The organism is Pseudomonas veronii, assembly GCF_001439695.1.
GTDB lineage: Bacteria > Pseudomonadota > Gammaproteobacteria > Pseudomonadales > Pseudomonadaceae > Aquipseudomonas > Aquipseudomonas veronii.
Genome location: NZ_JYLL01000002.1, coordinates 131,599 through 156,725, shown reverse-complemented (window position 1 = coordinate 156,725; position 25,127 = coordinate 131,599). Strand labels below are relative to the sequence as shown.

Sequence of the window (25,127 nt, the reverse complement as noted above, 5' to 3'; positions counted from 1 at the left end):
CGGGCGGGCGTCAACCCTAATGCTCTATCGTCGTTTCGAACAACTGATCGATATTTTCCGCGACGCGCCCAGCGCCGCCCCTCCCGATAAAGTCCTGCCCTTCTACCTCTACTACCTGCGTCAGGTGTGGCCGTGTTTCGCCGCGCTGTTGGTGGTGGGCCTGATCGGCGCACTGATCGAAGTCGCGCTGTTCAGCTACCTGAGCCGCATCATCGACCTGGCCCAGGGCACGCCGCCCGCGAACTTTTTCCAGATCCACAGCACCGAGCTGATCTGGATGGGCGTGGTCGCCCTGCTGCTGCGCCCGATCTTCGGCGCCCTGCATGACCTGCTGGTCCACCAGACCATCAGCCCCGGCATGACCAGCCTGATCCGTTGGCAAAACCACAGCTACGTGCTCAAGCAGAGCCTGAACTTCTTCCAGAACGACTTCGCCGGGCGCATCGCCCAGCGCATCATGCAAACTGGCAACTCCCTGCGCGATTCCGCCGTGGCGGCCGTGGATGCGATCTGGCACGTGGCGATCTACGCCATCAGTTCCCTGGTGCTGTTTGCCGAAGCCGACTGGCGCCTGATGATCCCGCTGGTGACCTGGATCGTCTGCTACAGCCTGGCATTGCGCTACTTCGTGCCGCGGGTGAAAGCGCGTTCGGTGATTTCCTCCGAGGCGCGCTCCAAGTTGATGGGCCGCATCGTCGATGGCTACACCAACATCACCACCTTGAAGCTGTTCGCGCATACCCAATCCGAGCAGGAATACGCCAAGGAAGCGATCATCGAGCAGACCGAAAAAACCCAGTTGGCCAGCCGCGTGGTGACCAGCATGGACGTGGTGATCACCACCATGAACGGCCTGCTGATCGTCACCACCACCGGCCTGGCCCTGTGGTTGTGGACCCATTCGCTGATTTCCGTGGGCGCGATTGCCCTGGCGACCGGCCTGGTGATTCGCATCGTCAACATGTCCGGCTGGATCATGTGGGTGGTCAATGGCATTTTCGAAAACATCGGCATGGTGCAGGACGGCCTGAAAACCATCGCCCAGCCGCTGGCCGTGGTCGACCGCGACAACGCTCCACGCCTGACCGTGCCCCATGGCGAAGTGCGCTTCGAGCAGGTGGATTTCCACTACGGCAAGAAGAGCGGGATCATTGGCGGCCTGAACCTGACCATCGAGGCCGGTGAAAAAATCGGCCTGATCGGCCCCTCCGGCGCAGGCAAATCGACCCTGGTCAACCTGCTGCTGCGCCTGTACGACCTGCAAGGCGGGCGCATCCTGATCGACGGCCAGAACATCGCCGAGGTCGCCCAGGAAAGCCTGCGCGAACAGATCGGCATGATCACCCAGGACACGTCGCTGCTGCACCGCTCGATCCGCGAGAACCTGTTGTATGGCAAGCCGGACGCCAGCGACGAGGAGCTCTGGGCGGCCATACGCAAGGCGCGTGCCGATGAGTTCATCCCGCAGCTGTCGGACGCCGAAGGCCGCACCGGGCTGGATGCCCATGTGGGCGAGCGCGGCGTGAAACTGTCCGGCGGGCAACGCCAGCGCATCGCCATCGCGCGGGTGCTGCTCAAGGATGCGCCGATCCTGATCATGGACGAAGCCACCTCGGCGCTGGATTCGGAAGTCGAAGCGGCGATCCAGGAAAGCCTGGAAACCCTGATGCAAGGCAAGACGGTGATTGCGATTGCGCACCGCTTGTCGACCATTGCGCGGATGGACCGCCTGGTGGTGCTGGAGAAAGGCCAGATCGCCGAGACCGGCAGCCATGCCCAGTTGCTCGCCCACGGCGGGCTGTATGCGCGGCTGTGGCAGCACCAGACCGGAGGCTTCGTCGGCATCGACTGAAACTGCCGGGCCTACACAACTCAAAAGGTGGGAGGGGGCTTGCTCCCACATGGGTGTCCTGGATTTGTGCCGCAACCGTGCTGTACTCAGTGCAGTGCCAAGACGGGCGCTGAAGTAAATCGCAGGGAGCATCACTGATTTACTGATTCGGTAGAGCGATCTATCAAGGACGGGTACATGTCTTTGTTCAAGCGTTCAGTCACAGAAGGTTTAGGTACGTTTTGGCTGGTGCTGGGCGGTTGCGGGAGTGCGGTGTTGGCCGCGGCGTTTCCCGCAGTCGGCATCGGGTTGTTGGGGGTGGCCCTGGCCTTCGGGCTCACGGTACTGACCATGGCGGTCGCCATCGGGCACATCAGCGGTTGTCACCTCAACCCGGCGGTATCGGTGGGGCTGGTCGTGGGCGGCAGGTTTCCAGCCAGGGAGTTACCGGCGTACATCGTTGCCCAGGTCATTGGCGGCATTGTCGCCGCGGCGCTGTTGTATGTGATCGCCAGCGGCAAACCGGGGTTCGAACTGGCGTCAGGCCTGGCCTCCAACGGCTATGGCGAGCATTCGCCTGGCGGCTATTCAATGGCAGCGGGGTTTGTCTGTGAGCTGGTGATGACAGCGATGTTCGTGCTGATCATCCTCGGCGCCACCGACCCGCGTGCCCCGAAGGGCCTCGCCCCCATCGCCATCGGCCTGGCGCTGACCTTGATCCACCTGATCTCGATTCCCGTGACCAACACCTCGGTCAACCCGGCCCGCAGTACGGGACCGGCGCTGATCGTGGGCGGGTGGGCGATCCAGCAATTGTGGATGTTCTGGCTCGCGCCGATCCTCGACGCGGTGATCGGCGGCGTGGTCTATCGATGGTTGGGCAAGGAGGAGCCGGCCTGAGGCAAAACGGGTTCAGCCCTGCCGATACGGCAGGGCTGCCCTCGCCTCTTCGGCATACGCCAGAATCCCCACCCGCTCGCGCTCCAGGAAGTCTTCGACGGCCGTCTTCAACCCTGGATGACGCAGGTAGTGCCATGACCGGGTGATCACCGGCTCGAACCCACGAATCAATTTATGCTCGCCCTGGGCACCGGCATCGAAGCGCTGCAAGCCGTGGGCGATGGCGTAATCCATGCCTTGGTAGAAGCAGGTTTCGAAATGCAGGCGGTCGAATTCCGCCAGGCAGCCCCAGTAACGCCCAAAGAAGCTGTCGCCGCCGATCAAGCTGAACGCCATCGCGACCGGGCGCGTGCCTTGTTTGGCCAGCACCACGCGGATCGCTTCGGGCATGCGTTCGGCCAGCAGGCTGAAAAACGCACGGGTCAGGTACGGCGCCTGGCGGCGCACCGCGTAGGTGTTGGCGTAGCAGGCGTAGACGAAATCCCACTGCACCTCGCTCAGTTCATGGCCTTGCAACCATTCGAACTCGATGCCCTGCCCCGCCACCTGTTCGCGTTCCTTGCGCATCTGTTTGCGCTTGCGCGAACTCAAGGCGTCAAGGAAGTCCTGGAAATCCCGGTAGCCGCGGTTCTGCCAGTGAAACTGACAGCCCAGGCGCGGCAACCAGCCCGGCTGTCGGGCCAGGGCGTCATCCGCCAGCGGGTCGGTGAAGTTGATATGGGCGCTGGAGAGCCCTTCGATTTCCAGGTAACCGGGCAGGCTGCCGAGCAACTCGAAACCGTCTTCAGCGCTGGCGGCCAACAGGCGCGGGCCGCTGACCGGGCTGAACGGCACGGCGACCAACAGCTTGGGGTAGTAATCGATACCGGCCCGCTCGCAGGCCTGCGCCCAACCGTGGTCGAAGACGTACTCGCCAGAGGAATGCCATTTGCGATAACCGGGCAATGCCGCCACCAGCCGATCACCGTCCCAGTGCAGTAAATGCTCAGGCTGCCAACCCGAATGCGGGCTGAGGCTGGCGCTGTCTTCCAGCGCGCTCAGGAACGCATGTCGCACGAAGGGCTGGGCCTGCGGCACCAGGGCGTCCCAGGCCTGCGGGGCGATTTCGGACAGGCTGTCCAGGCGTTGCAGCGGCATCGGCATCCTCACTACTTCAGGGCGTGAAAGCCTCGCGAGTATCGCTTATCGCCGCTGCCGACACACCTCCAAATCGCCGGACAAGGCTCTAAACCAATAGTTCCGTTCATAAATAATTTGTCATCTACCTGACATCAGTTCGCCACTGCGCCGTCATAAACGATCGCGATACTGACGCCTGTTTTTAGCGCGCCTGGTTCTACCCCGGCAGTTATTTTTTCCGTCCGTCATCGGTCGGTTGTGTCCTGGATGGTTTGCCATCCCTCCTCACTTTCGGAGATTGATATGCGTCTTGCTTCCACTAAAACTGCGGCGGCCCTTTGTGGCGGCTTGCTGCTGGCCCTGAGCGTTCCGGCCAGCGCTGCAGTCGACGCTAAATTGCTCGACATGCTCAAGGCCAACGGTCAAATCTCGGCTTCGCAGTACACTGAACTGCAAGCTGAGCTGGCCAAGGATCAGAAAGAAAAGCAGATCGCACAGCAAGCTCAACAAGAGACCAACGAACAGATCGCGGCCACCGCGAAAAAAGCCAACGACCTGAGCGTGTTCGACCAGAAACTTGCCTGGGCCGCCAAGACCCAGTTCAAGGGTGACGTGCGCTTCCGTCAGGAAACCGTGAAGATCCAGGGCGAATCCAACAACGGTGGCCGTGACAAGGACCGTCAGCGCATCCGTGCCCGTCTCGGCGCCTACACCGAGATCAACGACCAGGTCGACACCGGCATTCGTATCGCCACCGGCAGCAGCGATGATGCGCGCTCCACCAACCAGGACCAGGACAACTACTTCGACAAGAAGTCGATCTGGCTGGACCTCGGCTACATCGACTACCACCCGAAGCAGATCAAGAACCTGCACGTCATCGGCGGCAAGATGCTCCAGCCATGGGTAAACATGGGCGACGTGATCTGGGATAGCGATATCAACCCGGAAGGTCTGGCCCTGACCTACAAATACCCGCTGGGTAGCAGCGCCGAGCTGTTCGGCAGCCTCGGTAACTACAACCTCAAGGACAACGTCGACGGCGACGGCGTGCAATTCCGCCACGACCTGCGCCTGACTTCCGGCCAGTTGGGCACGCGTTTCTCGGTGACCGACAACCTGAAAATGACCCTGGGCGGCAGTATCTACGCCTACCAGAACGACGAAAACAGCACCTGTACGAGCAGCACCACGCCTTGCGCACTGGCGGTCAACGGCAACTCGGCGAACGAACAATTCCGTCTGTACGAAGGTTTTGCCCAAGCCGACATCGGTGGCCTGGCCGTGCCGCTGGCGTTCTACGGTCAGTACGTGAAGAACAACGATGCTTCCAACGATCAGGACACCGCCTGGTTGCTGGGTGCCAAGTCCAAGGTGTTCGGTTTCAACCTGGACTACAACTACCGCGATACACAACGTAACGCTGTGGTAGGCGCCTTCACCGATTCGGACTTCGCCAACGGCACCACCGGTTCGCGCGGTCATAAGATGAAGGTCAGCTACGACATCGACAAGAACTTCGCTGTCGGCGCCACGTACTTCCTGACCAAGGCTGACTACGCCAGCCGCACGCAGCGTGATGCCAACACCAACACCCTGCAGTTGGATGCTGAAGCCAAGTTCTAAATGTAAGTGCGACACGCCTTGGGCCAGGATGGCCCGGGGTGGCTGTAACAGCCTGGCGTGGGTGAATCGGTCCCCATCATCCGTCCGATTCCCCCACGCGAGTCTGCCTTTCCCCCGCCGTTACTGATCCTTGCGCCGCTCGGCGGCCAGCCGTTCAGCCAAGGCATCCACATCCTGTACCGGCGCCTGCGGCATGATCCGCAATGTGGCCTGCAGCAAGCGCATCTGACGGATAAAACGCCGGCAATTAGGGCAGAACATCAAGTGATGACGCACCAGCAGCCGCTCGCGAAAGGTCAACTGACCATCGAGAAAGTCACTGGAACGTGCCACTTGCTCTTTACACGTCAACATTCGCCGGTTTCCTCAAAATGCTCCACCGTGGCGAAGACTTTAAGCCGTGCGCGATGCAACAGCACCCGCACATTGGAGAGCGAAAGCGTCAGAAGATTACAAATCTCCTCCAACTCCAGGCCCTGGCGTTCACGCAGCACCAGTACGCTGCTTTGCAATTCCGACAAACTCAGCAACGTATGTTCCAGGCATTTGCGCAGTTCGTCCTCCGTGAGCAGGGCTTCCGGGGTGTCCTGGTGCCAGGCAAAAGGGGCGACCGCCCAGTGACCGTCATCCGCGCTGAAACGCTCATCGCCGATCGTGCCGTGGGGCGAGGGCAAATCATCGAGTAACACTTCGCGACGATTCTGTTTGTAGCGGCTCTTGGCGGCATTGGCGGTGATGGTGAGCAGCCAGGTCTTGAGGCTGGAGCGCCCTTCGAACTTTGGCAGGTTGCGTACCACCGACAGCCAGGCGTCCTGTACCACTTCGTCGGCATGACGCTGACCGGCAATCGCATAGGCCACCGCGCGCATGGCGCTTTGGTATTGGCTGACCAATTCCTTGTAGGCCCGCTGCTCGCCCTTGAGCAAGCGTTCAAGCAGGTGCGCGTCGTCCGCTACTGCCATTCGAGACCTCGGTTTCCAAGTGAGAACGCGATCTATGTGGAGGCTGGCTTGCCAGCGCCCACATTTGACCGCGGCGAGCCGCAGGATCAGCGTTTGCGCAGGATCACGCTGCCGATCGAATAGCCAGCGCCAAACGAGCTGAGTACCGCCACGGCGCCTTTGGGCAGGTCGTCCTGGTAAGTGTGGAACGCGATCACCGAACCCGCCGAGCTGGTGTTGGCGTAGGTGTCGAGAATCACCGGCGCTTCTTCCACCGTGGCTTCACGCCCCAGCAGCTTCTTCACGATCAGGTGGTTCATGCTCAGGTTGGCCTGGTGCAACCAGAAGCGCTTCACGTCGTTCACGTTCAACTGGTTTTCCGCCAGGTGCGTGCCGATCAACTCAGCGACCATCGGGCAGACATCCCGGAAGACTTTACGGCCTTCCTGCACGAACAGCTTGTCGGGCGCGCCGATGCCCTCTTCCGCCGCGCGGTTGAGGAAGCCGAAGTTGTTGCGGATGGTATTCGAGAACTTGGTCAGCAGCTTGGTGCTCACCACGTCGAACTGGTGCTCGGAGGTCGCCAGGTCTGCGCGCTCGAGGATCACCGCAGTGGCCGCGTCACCGAAAATGAAGTGGCTGTCGCGGTCGCGGAAGTTCAAGTGGCCGGTGCAGACTTCCGGGTTGACCATCAGGATCGCCCGGGCCTGGCCCAGCTTGATGCTGTTGGCGGCGTTCTGGATGCCGAAGGTCGCCGAGGAACACGCCACGTTCATGTCGAAGCCGAAACCGGCGATGCCCAGGGCTTCCTGGACTTCGATGGCGATGGCCGGGTAGGCGCGTTGCAGGTTGGAGCAGGCGACGATCACCCCGTCGATGTCGGCGGCGGTCTTGCCGGCGCGCTGCAGGGCCTGTTCGGCGGCGCCGATGGCCATCTGGCAGAGTACCGACCATTCGTCGTTGCTGCGCTCGGGCAGGCGCGGGGTCATGCGCTGCGGGTCCAGGATGCCGTCCTTGTCCATCACAAAACGGCTCTTGATGCCCGACGCCTTCTCGATGAAGGCTGCGCTGGACTCCGTCAGCGCCTGCACGTCACCGCGCTCGATGGCGGCGGCGTTCTCCGTGTTGAACTGCTGCACGTAGGTATTGAAAGACTGCACCAGCTCTTCGTTGGAGATGCTGTTGGCCGGGGTGTACAGGCCAGTGCCGCTGATGACGACGTTATGCACGGTCGTTCCTCTAAATCTGTCAGGCAGAAGATATTGGTACCGTCGTACCAAACTGTAAGTCGTTTGATTCCGTCCAGCGGGCATCAAACTGGCAACGCTTTATTCCATCGCGCCGCGGCTGCACACCAGCCCATCACGACGCTCCCGGCATTTATAACCGCGAAGTTTGCCACAACCCTGGGGATTTGGCGCCATATCCCGGATAAGCGCCATTGCCCATTGGTGTGATCACGCTTCGACCAGGCTCCATTGCTTGCTCAGGCGCTTGTCGGAAATCGGCACCCGGGTGCCCAACTGCTGGGCAAACAACGACACCCGATATTCCTCCAACCACCAGCGATAGAGCGCTAGCTGGGGGTCGTGCTTGCCTTCCTGGGCATGCTTGTTCAAACGATTCTGGTACTGCGCCCACAGGCCCGCCAGCTCGCCGCTCCACACCCGATCTTTTTGCACCTGGCTGGGCAGTTTTTCCAGACGCAGCTCGATCGCCTTGAGGAAACGCGGCAACTCCTTGAACCACTGCGCCGGAGTTTCGCGCACAAAGCCGGGATAAACCAGATTGCTCAGTTGCAGCTTGATATCGTTCAAGGCCACCGCCTGGGCCAGGTCGATCTTGCCTTTGAAGCGCTTTTGCAGGCCGTGCCAGAGTTTCAACACGTCCAGGGTCAAGCGCGCCAGGCGCTCGGCGTGTTCGGTCCAGCCGCCACGCTTGCGCTCGGCCAGCGCCGCCAGCCCGGCGCCGTCACGCGGCAGGCTGGCTTCGCCTTCCAGCACGCAGCTGTCGAGGCTGGCCAGCAAAATATCTTCCACCAGCGCCTCGATGCGCCCCAGTTCGCGGTACATCAGGCCCAGCTCGGTCAGGCCGGGTAATTTGCCGCGCAGGAATTTTGCCGGTTCGGCCAATTGCTGCATCAGCAGGCGCTGCAAGGCGCGACGGTGCTGGAACTCGGCCTCGGCGGCGGTGGAGAAACGTCCTTCCTTGACCGTGCCGTTTTCTTCCACCAGCGCCGGGTACACCGTCATCGACAGCCCGGCGATCTTTTGCTGGGTCTTCTCGGCCACCGCCGCGAACACCTTGGCTTCCACCGGCTGTTGGCTTTTTGCCGTTTGCGGCACGGCCAACGCGGCCTGGCTGGCCTCGGCAAAGCGCGCGGTCAGTTCGGCCAGGTCGCGGCCTTCGCCGAGAAACTTGCCCTGGCCGTCGACCACTTCCAGGTTCATCTTCAGGTGGCTTTCCACCTGCTGCGCGGCCTCGGCCCAGGCTTCATCGCTGACGCGCGCGCCGGTCATGCGCAGCAGTTCGCGCCCCAGCGCCTGGGGCAGCGAGCCCTGGGCGAATTCGATACGTTGCAGGGCGGCCCTGACGAAGTCCGGCACCGGCACGAAATTCTTGCGCAGGGCCTTGGGCAGGTTGCGCACCAGGGCGATGCACTTGGCTTCGATCACCCCCGGCACCAGCCATTCCAGGCGTTCGGCGGGCAAGGCCGGCAACAGCGGCGCCGGCACGCGCAAGGTCACGCCGTCACGCGGGTGATTGGGTTCGAAGTGGTAACTCAAGGCCAGCGCCAGATCGCCCAGGTGCAGGGTGTCCGGGTAATGCGCTGCGGTGACTTCGCTGGCGTCGCGGGCCAGCACGTCTTCCTCGCGCATGATCAACAATTGCGGGTCTTTTTGGCTGTTGACCTTGTACCAGCTGTCGAACGTCGCGGTCTGGTGGATCTCCGCCGGCAAGCGCGCATCGTAGAACGCGTACAGCGTCTCTTCGTCGGCCAGGATGTCGCGCCGACGCGCCTTGGCTTCCAGCTCGTCGAGCTGCTCCAGCAACTGCTGATTGGCGGTCAGGCACTTGGCCCGGGACTGGATTTCGCCGCGCACCAGGCCTTCGCGGATAAACAGCTCGCGCGACACCACCGGGTCAACCGGCCCGTAATGCACCGGCCGGCGCCCGACCACGATCAGCCCGAACAGGGTGATCTGCTCGAACGCCACCACTTGGCCGCGCTTCTTCTCCCAATGCGGTTCGAAGTGGTTTTTCTTGATCAGGTGCCCAGCCAGCGGTTCGATCCAGTCGGCATCGATCTTCGCCACCATGCGTGCGTACAGCTTGGTGGTTTCGACCAGCTCGGCGGTCATCAGCCACTGCGGACGTTTCTTGCCGATGCCCGACGACGGGTGAATCCAGAAGCGCCGCTGACGCGCACCGAGGTAATCGCCGTCTTCGGTTTTCTGCCCGATCTGACTGAGCAGGCCCGACAGTACGGCTTTGTGCAGTTTCGCGAAGTCGGCCGGTTCCTTGTTGAGGCTCAGCTGCATGTCGCGGCAGATCAGGCTCAACTGGCGATGGGAATCACGCCACTCGCGCAGGCGCAAGTAGTTGAGGAAGTTCTTGCGACACCAGTTGCGCAGCGGGCTGGCGGTCAGTGCCTGGCGCTGCTCTTCAAAGCCACGCCACAGATTGACCAGCCCGGCGAAGTCCGAATCGGCGTCCTTCCATTGTGCGTGGGCCTGGTCGGCGGCCTGTTGGCGTTCCGGCGGGCGCTCGCGCGGGTCCTGGATCGACATGGCGCTGGCCACGATCAGCACTTCCTGCAGGCTGCCCAGCTTGGCGGCTTCGAGCAGCATGCGGCCCATGCGCGGGTCCACCGGCAAGCGCGCCAACTGGCGGCCCAGCGGGGTCAGTTGGCTGTTGCGGTCGACCGCCGACAGTTCTTGCAGCAGGTTGAAACCATCGCTGATGGCCTTGCCGTCCGGCGGTTCGATAAACGGGAAGTCGCTGATTTCGCCCAGGCGCAGGTGCAGCATCTGCAGGATCACAGCCGCCAGGTTGGTGCGCAGGATCTCCGGGTCGGTAAATTCCGGACGGCCGATAAAGTCTTCTTCGCTGTACAGGCGGATGCAAATCCCCGGCTCGACCCGGCCGCAGCGGCCTTTACGCTGGTTGGCGCTGGCCTGGGAGATCGCCTCGATGGGCAGACGCTGCACCTTGGCGCGGTAGCTGTAGCGGCTGATGCGCGCGGTGCCGCTGTCGATCACATAACGAATGCCCGGCACGGTCAGCGAGGTTTCGGCGACGTTGGTCGCCAGCACCACGCGCCGGCCCGGGTGGGACTGGAAAATGCGCTGCTGTTCGGCCGGTGACAGGCGCGCGTACAGCGGCAAAATCTCGGTGTGCTTGAGCTGGGCCTTGCGCAGCATGTCGGCGGCATCGCGAATCTCGCGCTCGCCCGGCAGGAACACCAGCACGTCGCCAGGGCTGCGCCGCTCGCTGCGCTCGTAGGCGGCGATTTCATCGAGGGTGGCGAGGATCGCCTGGTCGACGGTCAAGTCGTCCTCGACGCGGTTGCCCTCCTCGTCCTGTTCCAGGGTCAGCGGGCGATACCAGGTGTCCACCGGGAAGGTGCGGCCCGACACTTCGACAATCGGCGCATCGTCGAAATGCTTGGAGAAGCGCTCCAGGTCGATGGTGGCCGAGGTGATGATGACTTTCAGGTCCGGGCGACGCGGCAACAGGGTTTTCAGGTAGCCGAGCAGGAAGTCGATGTTCAGGCTGCGTTCGTGGGCTTCGTCGACGATGATCGTGTCGTAGCGTTCGAGGTAGCGGTCGTTCTGGGTTTCCGCCAGCAGGATACCGTCGGTCATCAGCTTGATCAGGGTGTTGGAATCACTCTGGTCTTCGAAGCGCACCTGATAACCGACCAGTGCGCCGAGCGGCGTGGCCAACTCTTCGGCAACCCGGCTGGCGACGCTGCGCGCTGCGATCCGACGTGGCTGGGTGTGGCCGATCAGGCCGTATTGGCCACGACCGATCTCCAGGCAGATTTTCGGCAACTGGGTGGTCTTACCCGAACCGGTCTCGCCGGCGATGATCAGCACCTGATGCTTGAGCAACGCCGCCTTGATTTCGTCGCGCTTGGCGGCGATCGGCAGGCTGTCGTCGTAGCGGATCAGCGGCAGGCTGGCGCGCCGCGCCGTGACCTGGGCGCAGGACGCCTGCATGCGCGTCACCCACTGCGCCAGCTTCTCCTCATCGGGCTTCTTGCGCAGCTCGAGCAACTGCCGCCGCAAACGGTGGCGGTCGGCGAGCATGGCGTGATCGAGGTTTTTCAGCAGTTGGTCGATAGCGGGCGCTTGGTCAGTCATCAGGTGCGTTTTGGTCGTCTATTTATGCAGGGGGCGGATTGTCGCAGAAAACCGCCGGCATGCGCGCCCCTCATTCGTTCTCGCGTTCCTTGCGCCGGTACGGAAACACATCGATGACCTTTCCGGCGCGAATCGCGTCCTGCAGGCCCTTCCAGTAGTCAGCATCGTACAACTCGCCGTGCAGTTGATCGAACAGCTTGCGCTGGCCGGCGTCGGCGAACAGGAACGGCGGGAACTCTTCGGGGAACACATCCAGCGGGCCGATGGAGTACCAGGGCTCCGAGGCCATTTCATCCTCCGGCGTGCGGGGCGCGGGGATGTGGCGGAAGTTGGCTTCGGTGAGGTAGCAGATCTCGTCGTAGTCGTAGAACACCACGCGGCCGTGGCGGGTGACGCCGAAGTTCTTCAGCAGCATGTCGCCGGGGAAAATGTTCGCCGCCGCCAGTTGCTTGATCGCCAGGCCATAGTCTTCCAAGGCTTCGCGTTCCTGGGCGGGGTTGGCGTTGTCGAGGTAGAGGTTGAGCGGGGTCATGCGCCGTTCGGTCCAGCAGTGGCGGATCAGCACGGTGTCGCCTTCGACGGCAACGGTGCTGGCGGCCACGTCGAGCAATTCGGCCAGGCACTCGGGCTCGAACTTGCTCAACGGAAAGCGAAAATCGGCGAACTCCTGGGTATCGGCCATGCGCCCGACGCGGTCCACGCTTTTGACCAAGCGGTACTTCTCGATCACGGTGGCGCGACTGACGTTTTTCGACGGCGAGAAGCGGTCCTTGATGATCTTGAACACCGTGTTGAAGCCCGGCAACGTAAACACGCTCATGACCATGCCGCGGATACCGGGAGCCATGATGAACTGATCGTCGGTGGTGGCCAGGTGGTTGATCAGCGCGCGATAGAATTCCGACTTGCCGTGCTTGTAGAAGCCGATCGAGGTGTACAGCTCGGCAATGTGCTTGCCCGGCAGGATGCGCTTGAGGAAGCCGATGAACTCCGCCGGCACCGGCACGTCGACCATGAAGTAGGAGCGGGTGAAGGAGAAAATGATCGACACATCGGCTTCGTCGGTGATCAGCGCGTCGATCTGGATGCCCTGCCCTTCGCGGTGCAGCAGCGGAATCACGAGGGGCCACTGCTCGTCGCGGGTGTAGATGCGTCCGACAAGGTAGGCACCCTTGTTGCGGTAGAGCACCGAGGAAAACAGCTCGACCTTCAGCTCAGGGTCCTTGCACACCCAGTCGGGCAGGTTCTCGCGCAGTTGCACTTCGAGGCGGCGCAGGTCGGCCGGCAGGTCCGCGTAAGGCTCGCTGAAGCTGTAATCAGCGAAAATCTGCGCCAGCATGTCGGAAATTTTGCCGACTGGGGTGTAGACCCGGGTTTGCGCCGCCCTCGCCCGGCGCAGGCTCGGCCGCGTGGTGTGGACGAACATGCAGCCGTCACTGATCAGGTCATGGCTGAACAGGCCACAGAAGATCGAGTTGTACCAGGTCTCGGACAGCTCATCGTCAAAGCGCAGGTCGATCAGGCCGATGTAGGCGCTTTTCACCAACGGCCAGGCCTCGATGTCCATCAGGGTGGCGTCATCGAAGCTCGCCCGCAGGCGGCTCGTCACTTCGCTGACTTTCTCCTCATACAGGTTGATACGCGCCGCCGAAGCCGCCTGGCCCTGCTGCCACTGGGCCTTTTCGAAACGTTCACGGGCACCATCGGTGATCTGGCGGAAGTGCTCGCGGTAATCGTCGAAGCCATCGAGGATCATCTGGGCGATAGCGAGGGCGGGTGTGCGCTGCGACATGCGGGAAACCTCGGACGGGTATCTGGAAGCCCAGAGCTTAGCCAGTGAATGCAGGCAGGAGAAGCAGTCATTTAGCATGTTGGTTTGTGGACTTTCGTTCATTTCGCCGATTGATGGGCGTTGCCGGAAACACTCAGCGCTGCTCCGGCGCAAATTGGCCAGCAGAGGCCGGTGACGCGGTTTTTCCGGTAATCAGCGATTGTGTCGAGCCGGGCGCTGGGCAACACTCGCCGTCCGATTGATGTAGGAGTTTTCCGTGAGACCTGTCGACACCCTATACCTGCTGGGGCTGGCCGCGATCTGGGGCGCGAGTTTCCTGTTCATGCGTATTATCGCCCCGGAAATCGGCACGCTGCCGACCGCGTTCTTCCGCGTGTCGATTGCCGCCGCCGGGTTGCTGGTGATGCTCGCGGTGATGCGCGTGAACTGGGACTTCCAAGGCAAGTTCAAGACCATCCTGCTGCTGGGCGTGATCAACTCCGGCATACCCGCGACCCTGTACTCCGTGGCGGCCCAGGTGTTGCCGGCGGGTTACTCGGCGATCTTCAATGCCACCACGCCGTTAATGGGCGTGCTGATTGGCGGATTGTTTTTCAGCGAACGCCTGACGCCATCGAAAGTCGCCGGGGTGTGCCTGGGCCTGTTTGGCGTGGGCGTGCTGACCCGCGCCGGGCCGGTGGCGTTTGACCTGGAATTGTTGATGGGCGCGTTGGCCTGCCTGTTGGCCACCACTTGCTACGGTTTTGCCGGGTTTCTCGCGCGCCGCTGGCTGGATCAGCGCGGCGGGCTCGACAGTCGGCTCGCGGCCCTGGGCAGCATGCTCGGCGCGACCTTGTTCCTGCTGCCGCTGTTTGCCTACAGCGCCATCGTTCATCCGCCGGCAAGCTGGGGCGGCTGGCACGTGTGGTTGTCGTTGCTCGGGTTGGGGCTGATGTGTACGGCGTTTGCCTACGTCCTGTACTTTCGCCTGCTGACAGCCATTGGCCCGGTGCGATCGATGACCACCACGTTCCTGATCCCGCCGTTCGGGGTACTGTGGGGTGCGTTGCTGCTGGATGAGCCGCTGTCGATGGCGCATCTGTATGGCGGGATATTGATCGCGGGGGCATTGTGGTTGGTGTTGCGGCCAGGGAAATTGGCCAAAGCGCTGTAGGAGCATGCCTGCCCCTACAGCGTGTCCGCTGGTTAGCGTTGACGGAACACAAAGACCAGGCCAATGATGATCAACCCCATCCCCAGTAAGCTCAACCACGCGAGCCGATTGCCGAAGATCAGGTAATCCATCACCGCCGTCACCGCCGGCACCAGGTAGAACAGGCTGGTGACATTGACCAGGTTGCCGCGGGCGATCAGGCGGTACAGCAACAGCGTCGCCAGCAGCGACACCACCAGGCCCATCCACAGCACCGGCAGGTAAAAACTGGCGGTGTGTTCAAAGTGGAACGGCTGGAACGGCACGAACACCGAGCACAACACCAACCCGGCCAGGTATTGCACGGGCAGCGTGCCCAACGGGTTATCGGTGATGCGCTTCTGCATGATCGAGCCGAAGGTCATGCTTGCCAGGGCCAGCAAACCGAACAGCATCCCGGCCAGGGACATCCGCGACAACCCGATGCCTTGGTACACCACCATGATCAAGCCGGCCAACCCCAGGCCCAGGCCGAACATCCGGCGCCAGGAACGCTGGCGCTCCATCAGCACCACGGTCAGGATCGGCTGCACGCCCATGATGGTCGCCATCATCCCCGGCGTGACGTTGAGGTCCAGGGCCAGCAGATAGAAAATCTGATACGCCCCCAACAACACCAGCCCCGTCGCCGCCGCATACCACAGCGGCTTGCCGGGTTGTGGCAGTTTCAGTTTGAGGATCGGTACCAGCATCACCAACCCCGCCAGGGCGATGGCAAAACGGATCAGCAAAAAGGCAAAGGGCGACGCATGGGCCAGGCCCAACTTGGAGAAAATCGCCCCGCTGCTCCACAGCAATACGAACAGGCTCGTCGAGGCCGCCGCGGCCACGGATTGTTTTGACATAACAGACATGGTTACCACCTGTAATCAGGCAAAAAAGCCGATTCAGCCAAGCAAGGCTGAAACTCAGTAGGTTTTTTTCAGGCGGGCATAGGGCAACAGCAATCAGCTGATCAGCCCGAAATGCCAACACCCGGCGGTGATACGACTGCGTACACCGGCGTGCTACTGACAGGTGGGGGGTAGTGGCTGATCTGCGCAGGCTGCAGGTTCCCGCACGGCACGACCACAGCGCTGGACGCTGAATCGACTACCGCTATGCACAGGAATGCAGGCATGGGCTGATCTTTTGAGGAGGTGAAGACGCGGCGACTATAACCAACCGCCGACATATTTTGCAATCGCTCCGGCAGCGCTCTTTTCGCGTGACGGCATTTTCATTTTGGCGCCGGAACCCACTCGCTATACTACCGAGCAGTTTTTTCCAAGGATGTCACATGACCGCATTGCCCTGGGTGTATCTCGTCCTCCTGTCCATCGGCTATGCACTGGCGTTGCTCTACGGCCAACTGGGTGTGCTCGCGGCCATCTCCGTGGCGCTGTTGTTGATCGCCGGGTATGCGGTACGCCAACAACGTACCCCGTGGGCGCGCTACGTCGGCCACGGGTTGTTCATCGTCTTGGCCTTGGGCCTGGCGATGCACTGGCTACCGGGGTTCTACAACGGGCGCGGTATCGCCCCCCAGCGTTTCAGCGCCGATGCCGTGCCCTTCTCGATGTACCTCAACCAAGACAAACCACTGATCGGTTTCTGGCTGCTGCTGGCCTGCCCGTGGATTGTGGCGCGGCGTTCATTGCGCCTGTCGATCTGCGTCACCGCCCTGGCGCTGGCGCTGACGGCCATCGCAGCCCTGGGCGGCGCGGCGTTGCTGGGGATCATCAGTTGGGCGCCGAAGTGGCCGGAGCAGGCGTGGCTGTGGGTGCTGAATAACCTGTTGCTGGTGACGCTGGTGGAAGAAGCGCTGTTTCGCGGCTACATTCAGGGCGGCCTGAGCCAGCGCCTCAAACACTTGCCCTACGGCGAAAACCTCGCATTGCTGCTGGCCTCGCTGCTGTTCGGCCTGGCGCACCTGAGCGCGGGCTGGCAGTGGGTGCTGCTGGCCAGCATCGCCGGGGCCGGTTATGGCCTTGCTTATCGTTTTGGCGGCCTGGGTGCGGCGATTGCCACGCATTTCGGCCTGAATTTGCTGCATTTCGGACTGTTTTCCTACCCAATGCTCGCCGGCTGATTATTACGAAAATAAGTTAAATAAATGATCGCCACCGCCGATACCCCTTGAAAGCCTTGCGGATTGAATAACCATGCGTAATAACCAGCCCGTTACCCAGCGCGAACGTACCTTCCCCGCTCAGCAACGGTTGATCTCCACCACAGATGCCAAGGGTGTCATCACTTATTGCAACGACGCTTTCGTCGAAATCAGTGGTTTCTCCCGCGACGAATTGGTGCGTGCCCCGCATAACCTGGTACGCCACCCGGACGTTCCGGCGGCTGTGTTCGCACACATGTGGTCCACGCTCAAGCAAGGCTTGCCATGGATGGGCATCGTCAAGAACCGCTGCAAGAGCGGCGATCACTACTGGGTCAACGCCTATGTGACGCCGGTGTTCGATGGCAACCAGGTGGTCGGCTATGAATCGGTGCGTATCAAGCCCACCGCCGAGCAGGTCCGCCGGGCCGAAGCGCTCTACCACCGCATCAATCAGGGCAAGTCCGCCATTCCTCGGCGGGACAAGTGGCTGCCGGTGCTGCAGGACTGGCTGCCGTTTATTCTGGTCAGCCAATTGAGCTTCATGATTGGCGCATCGCTCAATTCCCACTGGGGCTTTGCCCTCGCGGCAGGCTTGTCGGTGCCGCTGGGCCTGCTGGGCCTGAGCTGGCAACAGCGCGGCCTCAAGCGTTTGCTGCGCCTGGCCGAACAGACCACCTCCGACCCGTTGATCGCGCAGATGTATACCGACAGCCGTGGCGCCCAGGCGCGACTGGAAATGTCGATCCTCAGCCAGGAGGCACGTCTGAAGACCTGTCTCACGCGCTTGCAGGACACCGCCGAACACCTCAACGAGCAGGCCGCGCAGTCCAACACCCTGGCGCACAACAGCTCCAGCGGCCTGGAACGCCAGCGTGTGGAAACCGAACAAGTGGCTACCGCAGTCAACCAGATGGCGGCGACCACCCAGGAAGTCGCCAGCCATGTGCAGCGCACGGCCGATGCCACCCAGGAAGCCAATCGCCTGACCGGGCGCGGCCGCGATATCGCCGGGGAAACCCGCGAGGCGATTCAGCGGCTGTCGGCCGCGGTTGGCGAGACCGGCGTGACGGTCACCCAACTGGCCAAGGACAGCGATGAAATCGGCGGCGTGGTCGACGTGATCAAAGGCATCGCCGACCAGACCAACCTGCTGGCCTTGAACGCCGCGATCGAAGCGGCGCGTGCCGGTGAGATGGGCCGTGGTTTTGCGGTGGTCGCCGATGAAGTCCGCCAATTGGCGCAGCGTACCGCTGAATCGACCGGGCAGATCCATACCCTGATCGCCAAGCTGCAGCAGACCGCCGCCGCTGCCGTACAAACCATGGACGCCGGGCATCGCCAGGCCGAAGAAGGCGTGGCGCGGGTGATGGAAGCGGACCAGGCACTGGTGGGCATCAGCGAAGCGGTGGCCAACATCACTGACATGACCACCCAGATCGCCGCCGCCACGGAAGAGCAAAGCTCGGTGGCCGAAGAGATCAGCCGCAATATCAGCACCATCGCGCTGTTGGCGGACCAGACCTCGGAACAGGCATTGAACTCGGCGCAGTTGAGTGAAGAGCTTACTGTTACCGCCAATACTCAGTATTCGCTGGTAGAGCGTTTTAACCGTTAAACCGCTATCGGGGGCAAGCCCCCTCCCACATTTAACCGCGTACATACCTTGGAATGCAGTCGAATGTGGGAGAGGGCTTGTTTCCTCCCACATTTAACCGCGTACACCTCATGTGGGAGGGGGCTTGCCCCCGATAGCGCTCTAACAGGCGCCGATAAACTGAGCCACTCGCACCGCCGCCGCCTCCAAATGCTGCTCATGGCTGAACCCTGAAGCCTTCAACGGTTTCAAATCATGATCCCCCGCCGCCAGCCACAGCACCTCGATGCTCGGTGACAAGTCATACCCCTGCACCGCGGCTCGATTACCCAAGGCATCGCGTTCGCCCTGCACAATCAATGTCGGCGTGTTCAACCCGGCCAAATGCGCGACTCGCGGCTTTTCCGGCTTGCCCACCGCATAGAACGGATAGCCCAGGCACACCAAGGCATCGGCCTCCAATTCATCGGCGAGCAAACTGGCCATGCGCCCGCCCATGGACTTGCCACCGATGGCCAGTTTCCCAGCGGCATGGCGTCGCACCTCGGCATACACCTCGCGCCAGCTTTCCAGCAGTTTCGGCGCCGGGTTGGGCGGGCGTTTGCCCCCGTCCAACCGGCGCTGGGCCATGTAGGGAAACTCAAAGCGCACCACATTGACGCCATGCCTGGCAAGGCGCGCAGCCATGTCGTTCATGAAAGATGAGTCCATCGGTGCACCGGCGCCGTGGGCCAGGATCAGCGTCACAGGCGTATGCGCTGACGCACCCGAGGCGATATCCCACAGCCAGCCATGCTCCTGCACACACCGTGCCCATTGATCCCCGTCAATACTGGCCTTGTGCTCTTTGCCCATGCTTACCTCGCTTTTTAGTCTGCCTATAACTCCAGCCCAAGTGTCGCATTTGCTTGGGTTGAACCGTGGATGGGGAACCATGAACACTACTTTAAGTACCGCCTATAACTACAAGGTGGTCCGCCAATTCGCGATTATGACGGTGGTGTGGGGCATCGTCGGCATGGGGCTCGGGGTTTTTCTCGCGGCTCAATTGGTGTGGCCTGCACTCAACTTCGACTTGCCTTGGACCAGCTTTGGCCGCTTGCGCCCGCTGCACACCAACGCGGTGATCTTCGCCTTCGGGGGTTGTGCGCTGTTTGCCAGCTCCTTCTACTCGGTGCAGCGCACCTGCCAAACCCAGCTGTTCGCGCCGAAAGTCGCGCAGTTCTGCTTTTGGGGCTGGCAACTGGTCATTGTCCTGGCAGCGATCACCTTGCCACTGGGTTACACCAGTTCCAAGGAATACGCCGAGCTGGAATGGCCGATCGACATCCTGATCACTATCGTCTGGGTGGCTTATGCCATTGTGTTCTTCGGCACTGTGGCCAAGCGCAATACCAAGCACATCTATGTCGGTAACTGGTTCTTCGGTGCGTTCATCATCACCGTGGCCATCCTGCATATCGTCAACAACCTGGAAATCCCGGTCAGCCTGACCAAGTCCTACTCGCTGTACGGCGGTGCGACGGATGCCATGGTGCAGTGGTGGTATGGGCATAACGCAGTAGGTTTCTTCCTGACTGCCGGCTTCCTCGGGATGATGTACTACTTCGTACCCAAGCAAGCCGAACGTCCGGTGTATTCCTATCGCTTGTCCATCGTCCACTTCTGGGCGCTGATCACCCTGTACATCTGGGCCGGTCCGCACCACCTGCACTACACCGCGTTGCCGGACTGGGCACAGTCGTTGGGCATGGTGATGTCCCTGGTGCTGCTGGCACCAAGCTGGGGCGGCATGATCAACGGCATGATGACCCTCTCGGGCGCCTGGCATAAGCTGCGCAGCGACCCGATCCTGCGCTTCCTGGTCGTCTCGCTGGCGTTCTACGGCATGTCGACGTTCGAAGGGCCGATGATGGCCATCAAGACCGTCAACTCGCTGTCGCACTACACCGACTGGACCATCGGCCACGTACACGCCGGCGCGCTCGGCTGGGTGGCAATGATCTCCATCGGCGCGCTGTATCACATGATCCCGAAAGTCTTCGGCCGCGAGCAGATGTACAGCGTCGGCCTGATCAACGCGCACTTCTGGCTGGCCACCATCGGCACCGTGCTCTACATCGCCTCGATGTGGGTCAACGGCATCGCCCAGGGCCTGATGTGGCGTGCGATCAACGAAGACGGCACCTTGACCTACTCCTTCGTCGAAACCCTGGTGGCCAGCCACCCTGGCTTCGTCGTGCGACTGGTGGGCGGTGCGGTGTTCCTCAGCGGCATGTTGCTGATGGCTTACAACACATGGCGCACCGTGCGCTCGGCACAACCTGTCGAAGCCACCCCTGCCGCGCAGACGGCCTGAGGAGTCAGTGATGAAACACGAAACGATTGAAAAGAACGTCGGCCTGCTGATGCTGCTGATGGTGCTTGCCGTGAGCATCGGCGGCCTGACCCAGATCGTCCCGCTGTTCTTCCAGGACGTGACCAACAAACCGGTGGAAGGCATGAAGCCCTACACCGCGCTGCAACTGGAAGGCCGCGACATCTACATCCGCGAAGGTTGCGTACAGTGCCACTCGCAGATGATCCGTCCGTTCCGTGCCGAGACCGAGCGCTACGGGCACTACTCGGTTGCGGGCGAAAGCGTCTGGGATCACCCGTTCCTGTGGGGCTCCAAGCGTACCGGGCCAGACCTGGCGCGCGTCGGCGCACGCTACTCGGACGACTGGCACCGCGCGCACTTGTACAACCCGCGCAACGTAGTGCCTGAGTCGAAAATGCCGGCTTACCCATGGCTGGTGACGGCACCGCTCGACAGCAGCCACACCGAAGCCAAGCTCAAAGTGATGCGTACCCTCGGCGTGCCCTACACCGACGACGACATCAACGGCGCAGTGGCCAGCCTCAAGGGCAAGACCGAGATCGACGCGCTGGTTTCGTACCTGCAAGTCCTCGGCACCGCCATCAAGAGCAAGAGGTGAGCCATGGGATTTGAATTCGATGCGGGCACCATCCGCGGCCTCGGCACGCTAGTCGTTGCCATCGCCTTTATCGGCCTCTCGCTGTGGGTATTCAACAACCGACGCAATGCGGAATTCGAGCAGGCACGCCTGCTGCCGTTTGCCGACGAACCCACCGCCACCCCATCCGACGCTCAAGAAGCGCCTGCAACAAGGAGCAATCGGCCATGACTACCTTCTGGAGTACATGGATCTGCGTACTGACCATCGGCAGCCTGATCGGCCTGACCTGGCTGCTGTTCGGCACCCGCAAGGGCGAGACCAAGGGCAGTGTCGACCAGACCATGGGCCACGCCTTCGACGGCATTGAGGAATACGACAACCCGCTGCCTCAGTGGTGGTTCATGCTGTTCGCCGGCACCCTGCTGTTCGCCGTCGGCTACTTGATCCTCTACCCGGGCCTGGGCAACTGGAAAGGCGTCCTGCCGGGCTATGAAGGCGGCTGGACCTCGACCAAGGAATGGGACAAGGAAATGGCCAAGGCCGACGCCAAGTTCGGGCCGATCTTCGCCAAATTCTCGGCCATGCCAGTGGAAGAAGTCGCCAAAGACCCACAAGCGCTGAAAATGGGCGGGCGCCTGTTTGCCTCCAACTGCGCGGTGTGCCACGGCTCGGATGCCAAGGGCGCGTATGGCTTCCCGAACCTGGCGGACAATAACTGGCGCTGGGGCGGTTCCGCCGAGGCGATCAAGACCACCATCATGGGCGGTCGCCACGCGGCGATGCCGGCCTGGGGCGAAGTGCTGGGCGAAGACGGTGTGAAAAACGTCGCGGCCTATGTGCGTCACGACCTGGCCAAGCTGCCACTGCCAGCCGACAGCGGCGCCGACCTGGTCGCCGGCCAAGCCACGTTCAACACCACCTGCGTGGCCTGCCACGGTCCGCAAGGCCACGGCACCGAAGCCATGGGCGCGCCGAACCTGACCGAGCCAAGCGGCTTTATCTACGGCACCAGCCTGGCGCAGTTGCAGCAAACCATTCGCCACGGCCGTCAAGGCCAGATGCCGGCGCAGGAAGTGCTGCAAGGCAATGACAAGGTTCACCTGCTCGCCGCTTATGTTTACAGCCTCTCCCACAACGCTGACGGCGCAACGCCGCAACGCCAGGCAGAGTAACGCTCCACCCCTGAACTGCCGCCCCTGATCCGGGGGCGGTAGCTCAACCCTCCTACGCGACCAAGTGTCGCACCCTTCCAAAGCACTGCTTTCCCCTCCTGCCATTCGGGTCTACGCTTGTCTGCACAGCGGATCGGTACAGACCGGTCGACGGTCGACTTGCACGCGCTGGGTTGCATACTTCTGCAGGGATGACAGGCGCAAAGGCTGGCAGCGACCGGCTGTCGTGCCACTGACCGTTCATCGCTTCAGCAGCGTGTCGACACACAGCGAGTCACCCGCCGACGCGTCACGCAAAATTTCCTGTCCGATCGATCAGTTTTTGATTTCGGATTTTGTCCTTACATCAAACATGGAAAGGGCGCAGAATCTGGCGTGGCACGCATTGACACAGGTCACCCTTGCGTTGCAATGGCACCTCGGTTTCTACATACTTGCGACCGATTTTTACCTATAAAAAAACCTAAACCGTGGAACCTTAGAATGAGCACAGCAATCAGTCCGACTGCTTATAACTATAAGGTAGTCCGCCAGTTCGCCATCATGACGGTGGTCTGGGGGATCCTTGGCATGGGGCTCGGGGTCTTCATCGCCTCGCAACTGGTCTGGCCGGAATTGAATTTCGGCCTGCCATGGACGACCTTCGGCCGCCTACGCCCGCTGCACACTAACCTGGTGATTTTCGCCTTCGGCGGATGTGCATTATTTGCCACCTCCTACTATGTCGTGCAGCGAACCTGCCAGAAGCGACTGATTTCCGACGGCCTCGCCGCCTTCACCTTCTGGGGATGGCAAGCCGTGATCGTCGGGGCCGGCATCTCGTTGCCGCTGGGCTACACCACCACCAAGGAATACGCCGAGCTGGAATGGCCCATCGCCATTTTGCTCGCGATTGTCTGGGTGATCTACGCGGTGGTGTTCTTCGGCACCATCGCCAAGCGCAAGACCAAGCACATCTATGTGGGTAACTGGTTCTACGGTGCCTTCATCCTGGTGACGGCGATGCTGCACATCGTCAACCATGCGTCGTTGCCGGTCACCCTGTTCAAGTCCTATTCGGCCTACGCCGGAGCGACGGATGCGATGATCCAGTGGTGGTACGGCCACAACGCCGTGGGGTTCTTCCTCACCACCGGTTTCCTGGGGATGATGTACTACTTCGTGCCGAAACAGGCCGAACGTCCCATCTACTCTTACCGTCTGTCCATCGTCCACTTCTGGGCGCTGATCACCCTGTACATCTGGGCCGGTCCGCACCACCTGCACTACACCGCGCTGCCGGATTGGGCACAGTCGTTGGGCATGGCGATGTCGATCATCCTGCTGGCGCCAAGCTGGGGCGGCATGATCAACGGCATGATGACCCTCTCGGGCGCCTGGCATAAGCTGCGCACCGACCCGATCCTGCGCTTCCTGGTGGTTTCGCTGGCGTTCTACGGCATGTCGACCTTCGAAGGGCCGATGATGGCGATCAAGACCGTCAACTCGCTGTCGCACTACACCGACTGGACCATCGGCCACGTACACGCCGGTGCGCTCGGCTGGGTAGCGATGATCTCCATCGGCGCGCTGTACCACATGATCCCGAAAATCTTCGGGCGTGCGCAGATGCACAGCGTCGGGTTGATCAATACGCACTTCTGGCTGGCCACCATCGGCACCGTGCTCTACATCGCCTCGATGTGGGTCAACGGCATTACCCAAGGCCTGATGTGGCGTGCGATCAACGATGACGGCACCCTCACCTACTCCTTCGTCGAAGCGCTGCAAGCCAGCCACCCGGGCTACATCGTCCGTGCCCTGGGCGGCGCGTTCTTTGCCTCCGGCATGCTGTTCATGGCCTACAACGTCTGGCGCACCGTGCGTGCCTCCGACCCTGCAGAAGCCGAAGCCGCCGCCAAGATCGCCGTTGTGGGAGCCCACTGATGAAGCACGAAGTAGTCGAGAAGAATATCGGCCTGCTGGCCTTCTTCATGGTCATCGCCGTGAGTATCGGCGGCCTGACCCAGATCGTTCCGCTGTTCTTCCAGGACGTGACCAACAAGCCGGTCGAAGGCATGAAACCGCGTACCGCCCTTGAACTGGAAGGCCGCGACATCTACATCGCCAACGGCTGTGTCGGCTGCCACTCGCAGATGATCCGTCCGTTCCGCGCCGAAACCGAACGTTATGGCCACTACTCCGTGGCCGGTGAAAGCGTGTGGGACCACCCGTTCCTGTGGGGTTCCAAGCGTACCGGGCCGGACCTGGCCCGTGTCGGCGGACGCTACTCCGATGACTGGCAACGCGCGCACTTGTACAACCCGCGCAACGTTGTGCCTGAGTCGAAAATGCCGGCGTACCCGTTCCTCGTGGAAAACAAGCTCGACGGCAAGGACACCGCGAAGAAGATGGAAGTCTTGCGCACCCTGGGCGTGCCCTACACCGACGAAGACATCGCCGGTGCAGCCGCAGCCGTGAAGGGCAAGACCGAAATGGACGCATTGGTGGCCTACCTGCAAGGCCTTGGCACCATCATCAAAAGCAAACGGTGATT

At 61.8% G+C, this 25,127-nt stretch carries 20 protein-coding genes; 12 read left to right on the top strand and 8 right to left on the bottom strand.

What is annotated here, in order from left to right; translation table 11 throughout:
• The first annotated feature begins 19 nt into the window (after positions 1–19).
• Positions 20–1,852, top strand: coding sequence for an ABC transporter ATP-binding protein (locus TU80_RS03200; RefSeq protein WP_046382464.1), 1,833 nt, complete (start codon positions 20–22; stop codon positions 1,850–1,852).
• Between the two features lie 177 nt (positions 1,853–2,029).
• Positions 2,030–2,731: an aquaporin Z gene (aqpZ, locus tag TU80_RS03195; RefSeq protein ID WP_057003836.1), complete on the top strand. Its 702-nt coding sequence runs from the start codon at positions 2,030–2,032 to the stop codon at positions 2,729–2,731.
• Positions 2,732–2,743: 12 nt separating this feature from the next.
• Here the strand turns inward: aqpZ and TU80_RS03190 are convergent, their stop codons facing one another.
• A complete protein-coding gene (locus tag TU80_RS03190) occupies positions 2,744–3,868 on the bottom strand; it encodes a GNAT family N-acetyltransferase (RefSeq protein WP_057003835.1) in 1,125 nt (374 codons plus the stop codon).
• Between the two features lie 285 nt (positions 3,869–4,153).
• On the opposite strand from TU80_RS03190, the gene TU80_RS03185 reads away from it, so the two are divergent.
• Entirely contained in the window at positions 4,154–5,476 is a 1,323-nt protein-coding gene (locus TU80_RS03185) for a putative porin (protein WP_057003834.1), read from the top strand.
• Between the two features lie 120 nt (positions 5,477–5,596).
• Here TU80_RS03185 and TU80_RS03180 read toward each other — a convergent pair whose 3' ends face one another.
• From TU80_RS03180 to aceK, 5 genes are all read right to left on the bottom strand, one after another.
• A complete protein-coding gene (locus TU80_RS03180) occupies positions 5,597–5,830 on the bottom strand; it encodes an anti-sigma factor family protein (RefSeq protein WP_017845273.1) in 234 nt (77 codons plus the stop codon).
• Positions 5,824–6,438, bottom strand: a complete 615-nt coding sequence (locus TU80_RS03175; RefSeq protein WP_017845272.1) for an RNA polymerase sigma factor — start codon at positions 6,436–6,438, stop codon at positions 5,824–5,826. Before TU80_RS03175 ends, TU80_RS03180 begins: the two co-directional genes overlap by 7 nt.
• A gap of 86 nt (positions 6,439–6,524) precedes the next feature.
• Complete coding sequence (locus tag TU80_RS03170; protein WP_017845271.1) at positions 6,525–7,646, bottom strand: beta-ketoacyl-ACP synthase III; 1,122 nt, start codon at positions 7,644–7,646, stop codon at positions 6,525–6,527.
• Between the two features lie 228 nt (positions 7,647–7,874).
• Positions 7,875–11,786: an ATP-dependent RNA helicase HrpA gene (gene hrpA, locus TU80_RS03165; protein ID WP_057003833.1), complete on the bottom strand. Its 3,912-nt coding sequence runs from the start codon at positions 11,784–11,786 to the stop codon at positions 7,875–7,877.
• 70 nt (positions 11,787–11,856) lie between these two features.
• Positions 11,857–13,578, bottom strand: a complete 1,722-nt coding sequence (aceK, locus tag TU80_RS03160) for a bifunctional isocitrate dehydrogenase kinase/phosphatase (protein ID WP_057003832.1) — start codon at positions 13,576–13,578, stop codon at positions 11,857–11,859.
• A 256-nt stretch (positions 13,579–13,834) separates the two neighbouring features.
• On the opposite strand from aceK, the gene TU80_RS03155 reads away from it, so the two are divergent.
• Positions 13,835–14,731, top strand: coding sequence for a DMT family transporter (locus TU80_RS03155; RefSeq protein WP_017845268.1), 897 nt, complete (start codon positions 13,835–13,837; stop codon positions 14,729–14,731).
• A 32-nt stretch (positions 14,732–14,763) separates the two neighbouring features.
• Here TU80_RS03155 and TU80_RS03150 read toward each other — a convergent pair whose 3' ends face one another.
• Positions 14,764–15,624: a DMT family transporter gene (locus tag TU80_RS03150; RefSeq protein ID WP_057003831.1), complete on the bottom strand. Its 861-nt coding sequence runs from the start codon at positions 15,622–15,624 to the stop codon at positions 14,764–14,766.
• Positions 15,625–16,049: 425 nt separating this feature from the next.
• On the opposite strand from TU80_RS03150, the gene TU80_RS03145 reads away from it, so the two are divergent.
• On the top strand, positions 16,050–16,841 hold the full coding sequence (locus TU80_RS03145; RefSeq protein ID WP_057003830.1) for a CPBP family intramembrane glutamic endopeptidase: 792 nt from the start codon (positions 16,050–16,052) through the stop codon (positions 16,839–16,841).
• 73 nt (positions 16,842–16,914) lie between these two features.
• Entirely contained in the window at positions 16,915–18,480 is a 1,566-nt protein-coding gene (locus tag TU80_RS03140; RefSeq protein WP_057003829.1) for a methyl-accepting chemotaxis protein, read from the top strand.
• Between the two features lie 141 nt (positions 18,481–18,621).
• On the opposite strand, the gene TU80_RS03135 is transcribed toward TU80_RS03140, so the two are convergent.
• Complete coding sequence (locus tag TU80_RS03135) at positions 18,622–19,314, bottom strand: alpha/beta family hydrolase (protein ID WP_017845264.1); 693 nt, start codon at positions 19,312–19,314, stop codon at positions 18,622–18,624.
• A 79-nt stretch (positions 19,315–19,393) separates the two neighbouring features.
• Here TU80_RS03135 and ccoN (TU80_RS03130) point away from each other — a divergent pair, with 79 nt between their 5' ends.
• The 6 genes from ccoN (TU80_RS03130) to ccoO (TU80_RS03105) all read left to right on the top strand — a co-directional run bounded on the left by ccoN (TU80_RS03130) (position 19,394) and on the right by ccoO (TU80_RS03105) (position 25,125).
• On the top strand, positions 19,394–20,818 hold the full coding sequence (gene ccoN / locus TU80_RS03130) for a cytochrome-c oxidase, cbb3-type subunit I (protein ID WP_017845263.1): 1,425 nt from the start codon (positions 19,394–19,396) through the stop codon (positions 20,816–20,818).
• 10 nt (positions 20,819–20,828) lie between these two features.
• Complete coding sequence (ccoO, locus tag TU80_RS03125) at positions 20,829–21,437, top strand: cytochrome-c oxidase, cbb3-type subunit II (RefSeq protein WP_017845262.1); 609 nt, start codon at positions 20,829–20,831, stop codon at positions 21,435–21,437.
• A gap of 3 nt (positions 21,438–21,440) precedes the next feature.
• Positions 21,441–21,647 (top strand): cbb3-type cytochrome oxidase subunit 3, encoded by a 207-nt coding sequence (locus TU80_RS03120; protein WP_017845261.1) that lies wholly within the window; start codon positions 21,441–21,443, stop codon positions 21,645–21,647.
• The gene (ccoP, locus tag TU80_RS03115; RefSeq protein WP_057003828.1) at positions 21,644–22,591 is read left to right on the top strand and encodes a cytochrome-c oxidase, cbb3-type subunit III; all 948 of its coding nucleotides are present in this window, start codon (positions 21,644–21,646) and stop codon (positions 22,589–22,591) included. The genes TU80_RS03120 and ccoP overlap by 4 nt, the downstream gene beginning before the upstream one ends.
• A 483-nt stretch (positions 22,592–23,074) precedes the next feature.
• Positions 23,075–24,517 carry a cytochrome-c oxidase, cbb3-type subunit I gene (gene ccoN / locus TU80_RS03110; protein WP_057003827.1) on the top strand — a complete coding sequence of 481 codons (1,443 nt, stop codon included), beginning with the start codon at positions 23,075–23,077 and terminating at the stop codon, positions 24,515–24,517.
• Positions 24,517–25,125: a cytochrome-c oxidase, cbb3-type subunit II gene (gene ccoO / locus TU80_RS03105; RefSeq protein WP_017845258.1), complete on the top strand. Its 609-nt coding sequence runs from the start codon at positions 24,517–24,519 to the stop codon at positions 25,123–25,125. Before ccoN (TU80_RS03110) ends, ccoO (TU80_RS03105) begins: the two co-directional genes overlap by 1 nt.
• Positions 25,126–25,127: the final 2 nt, after the last annotated feature.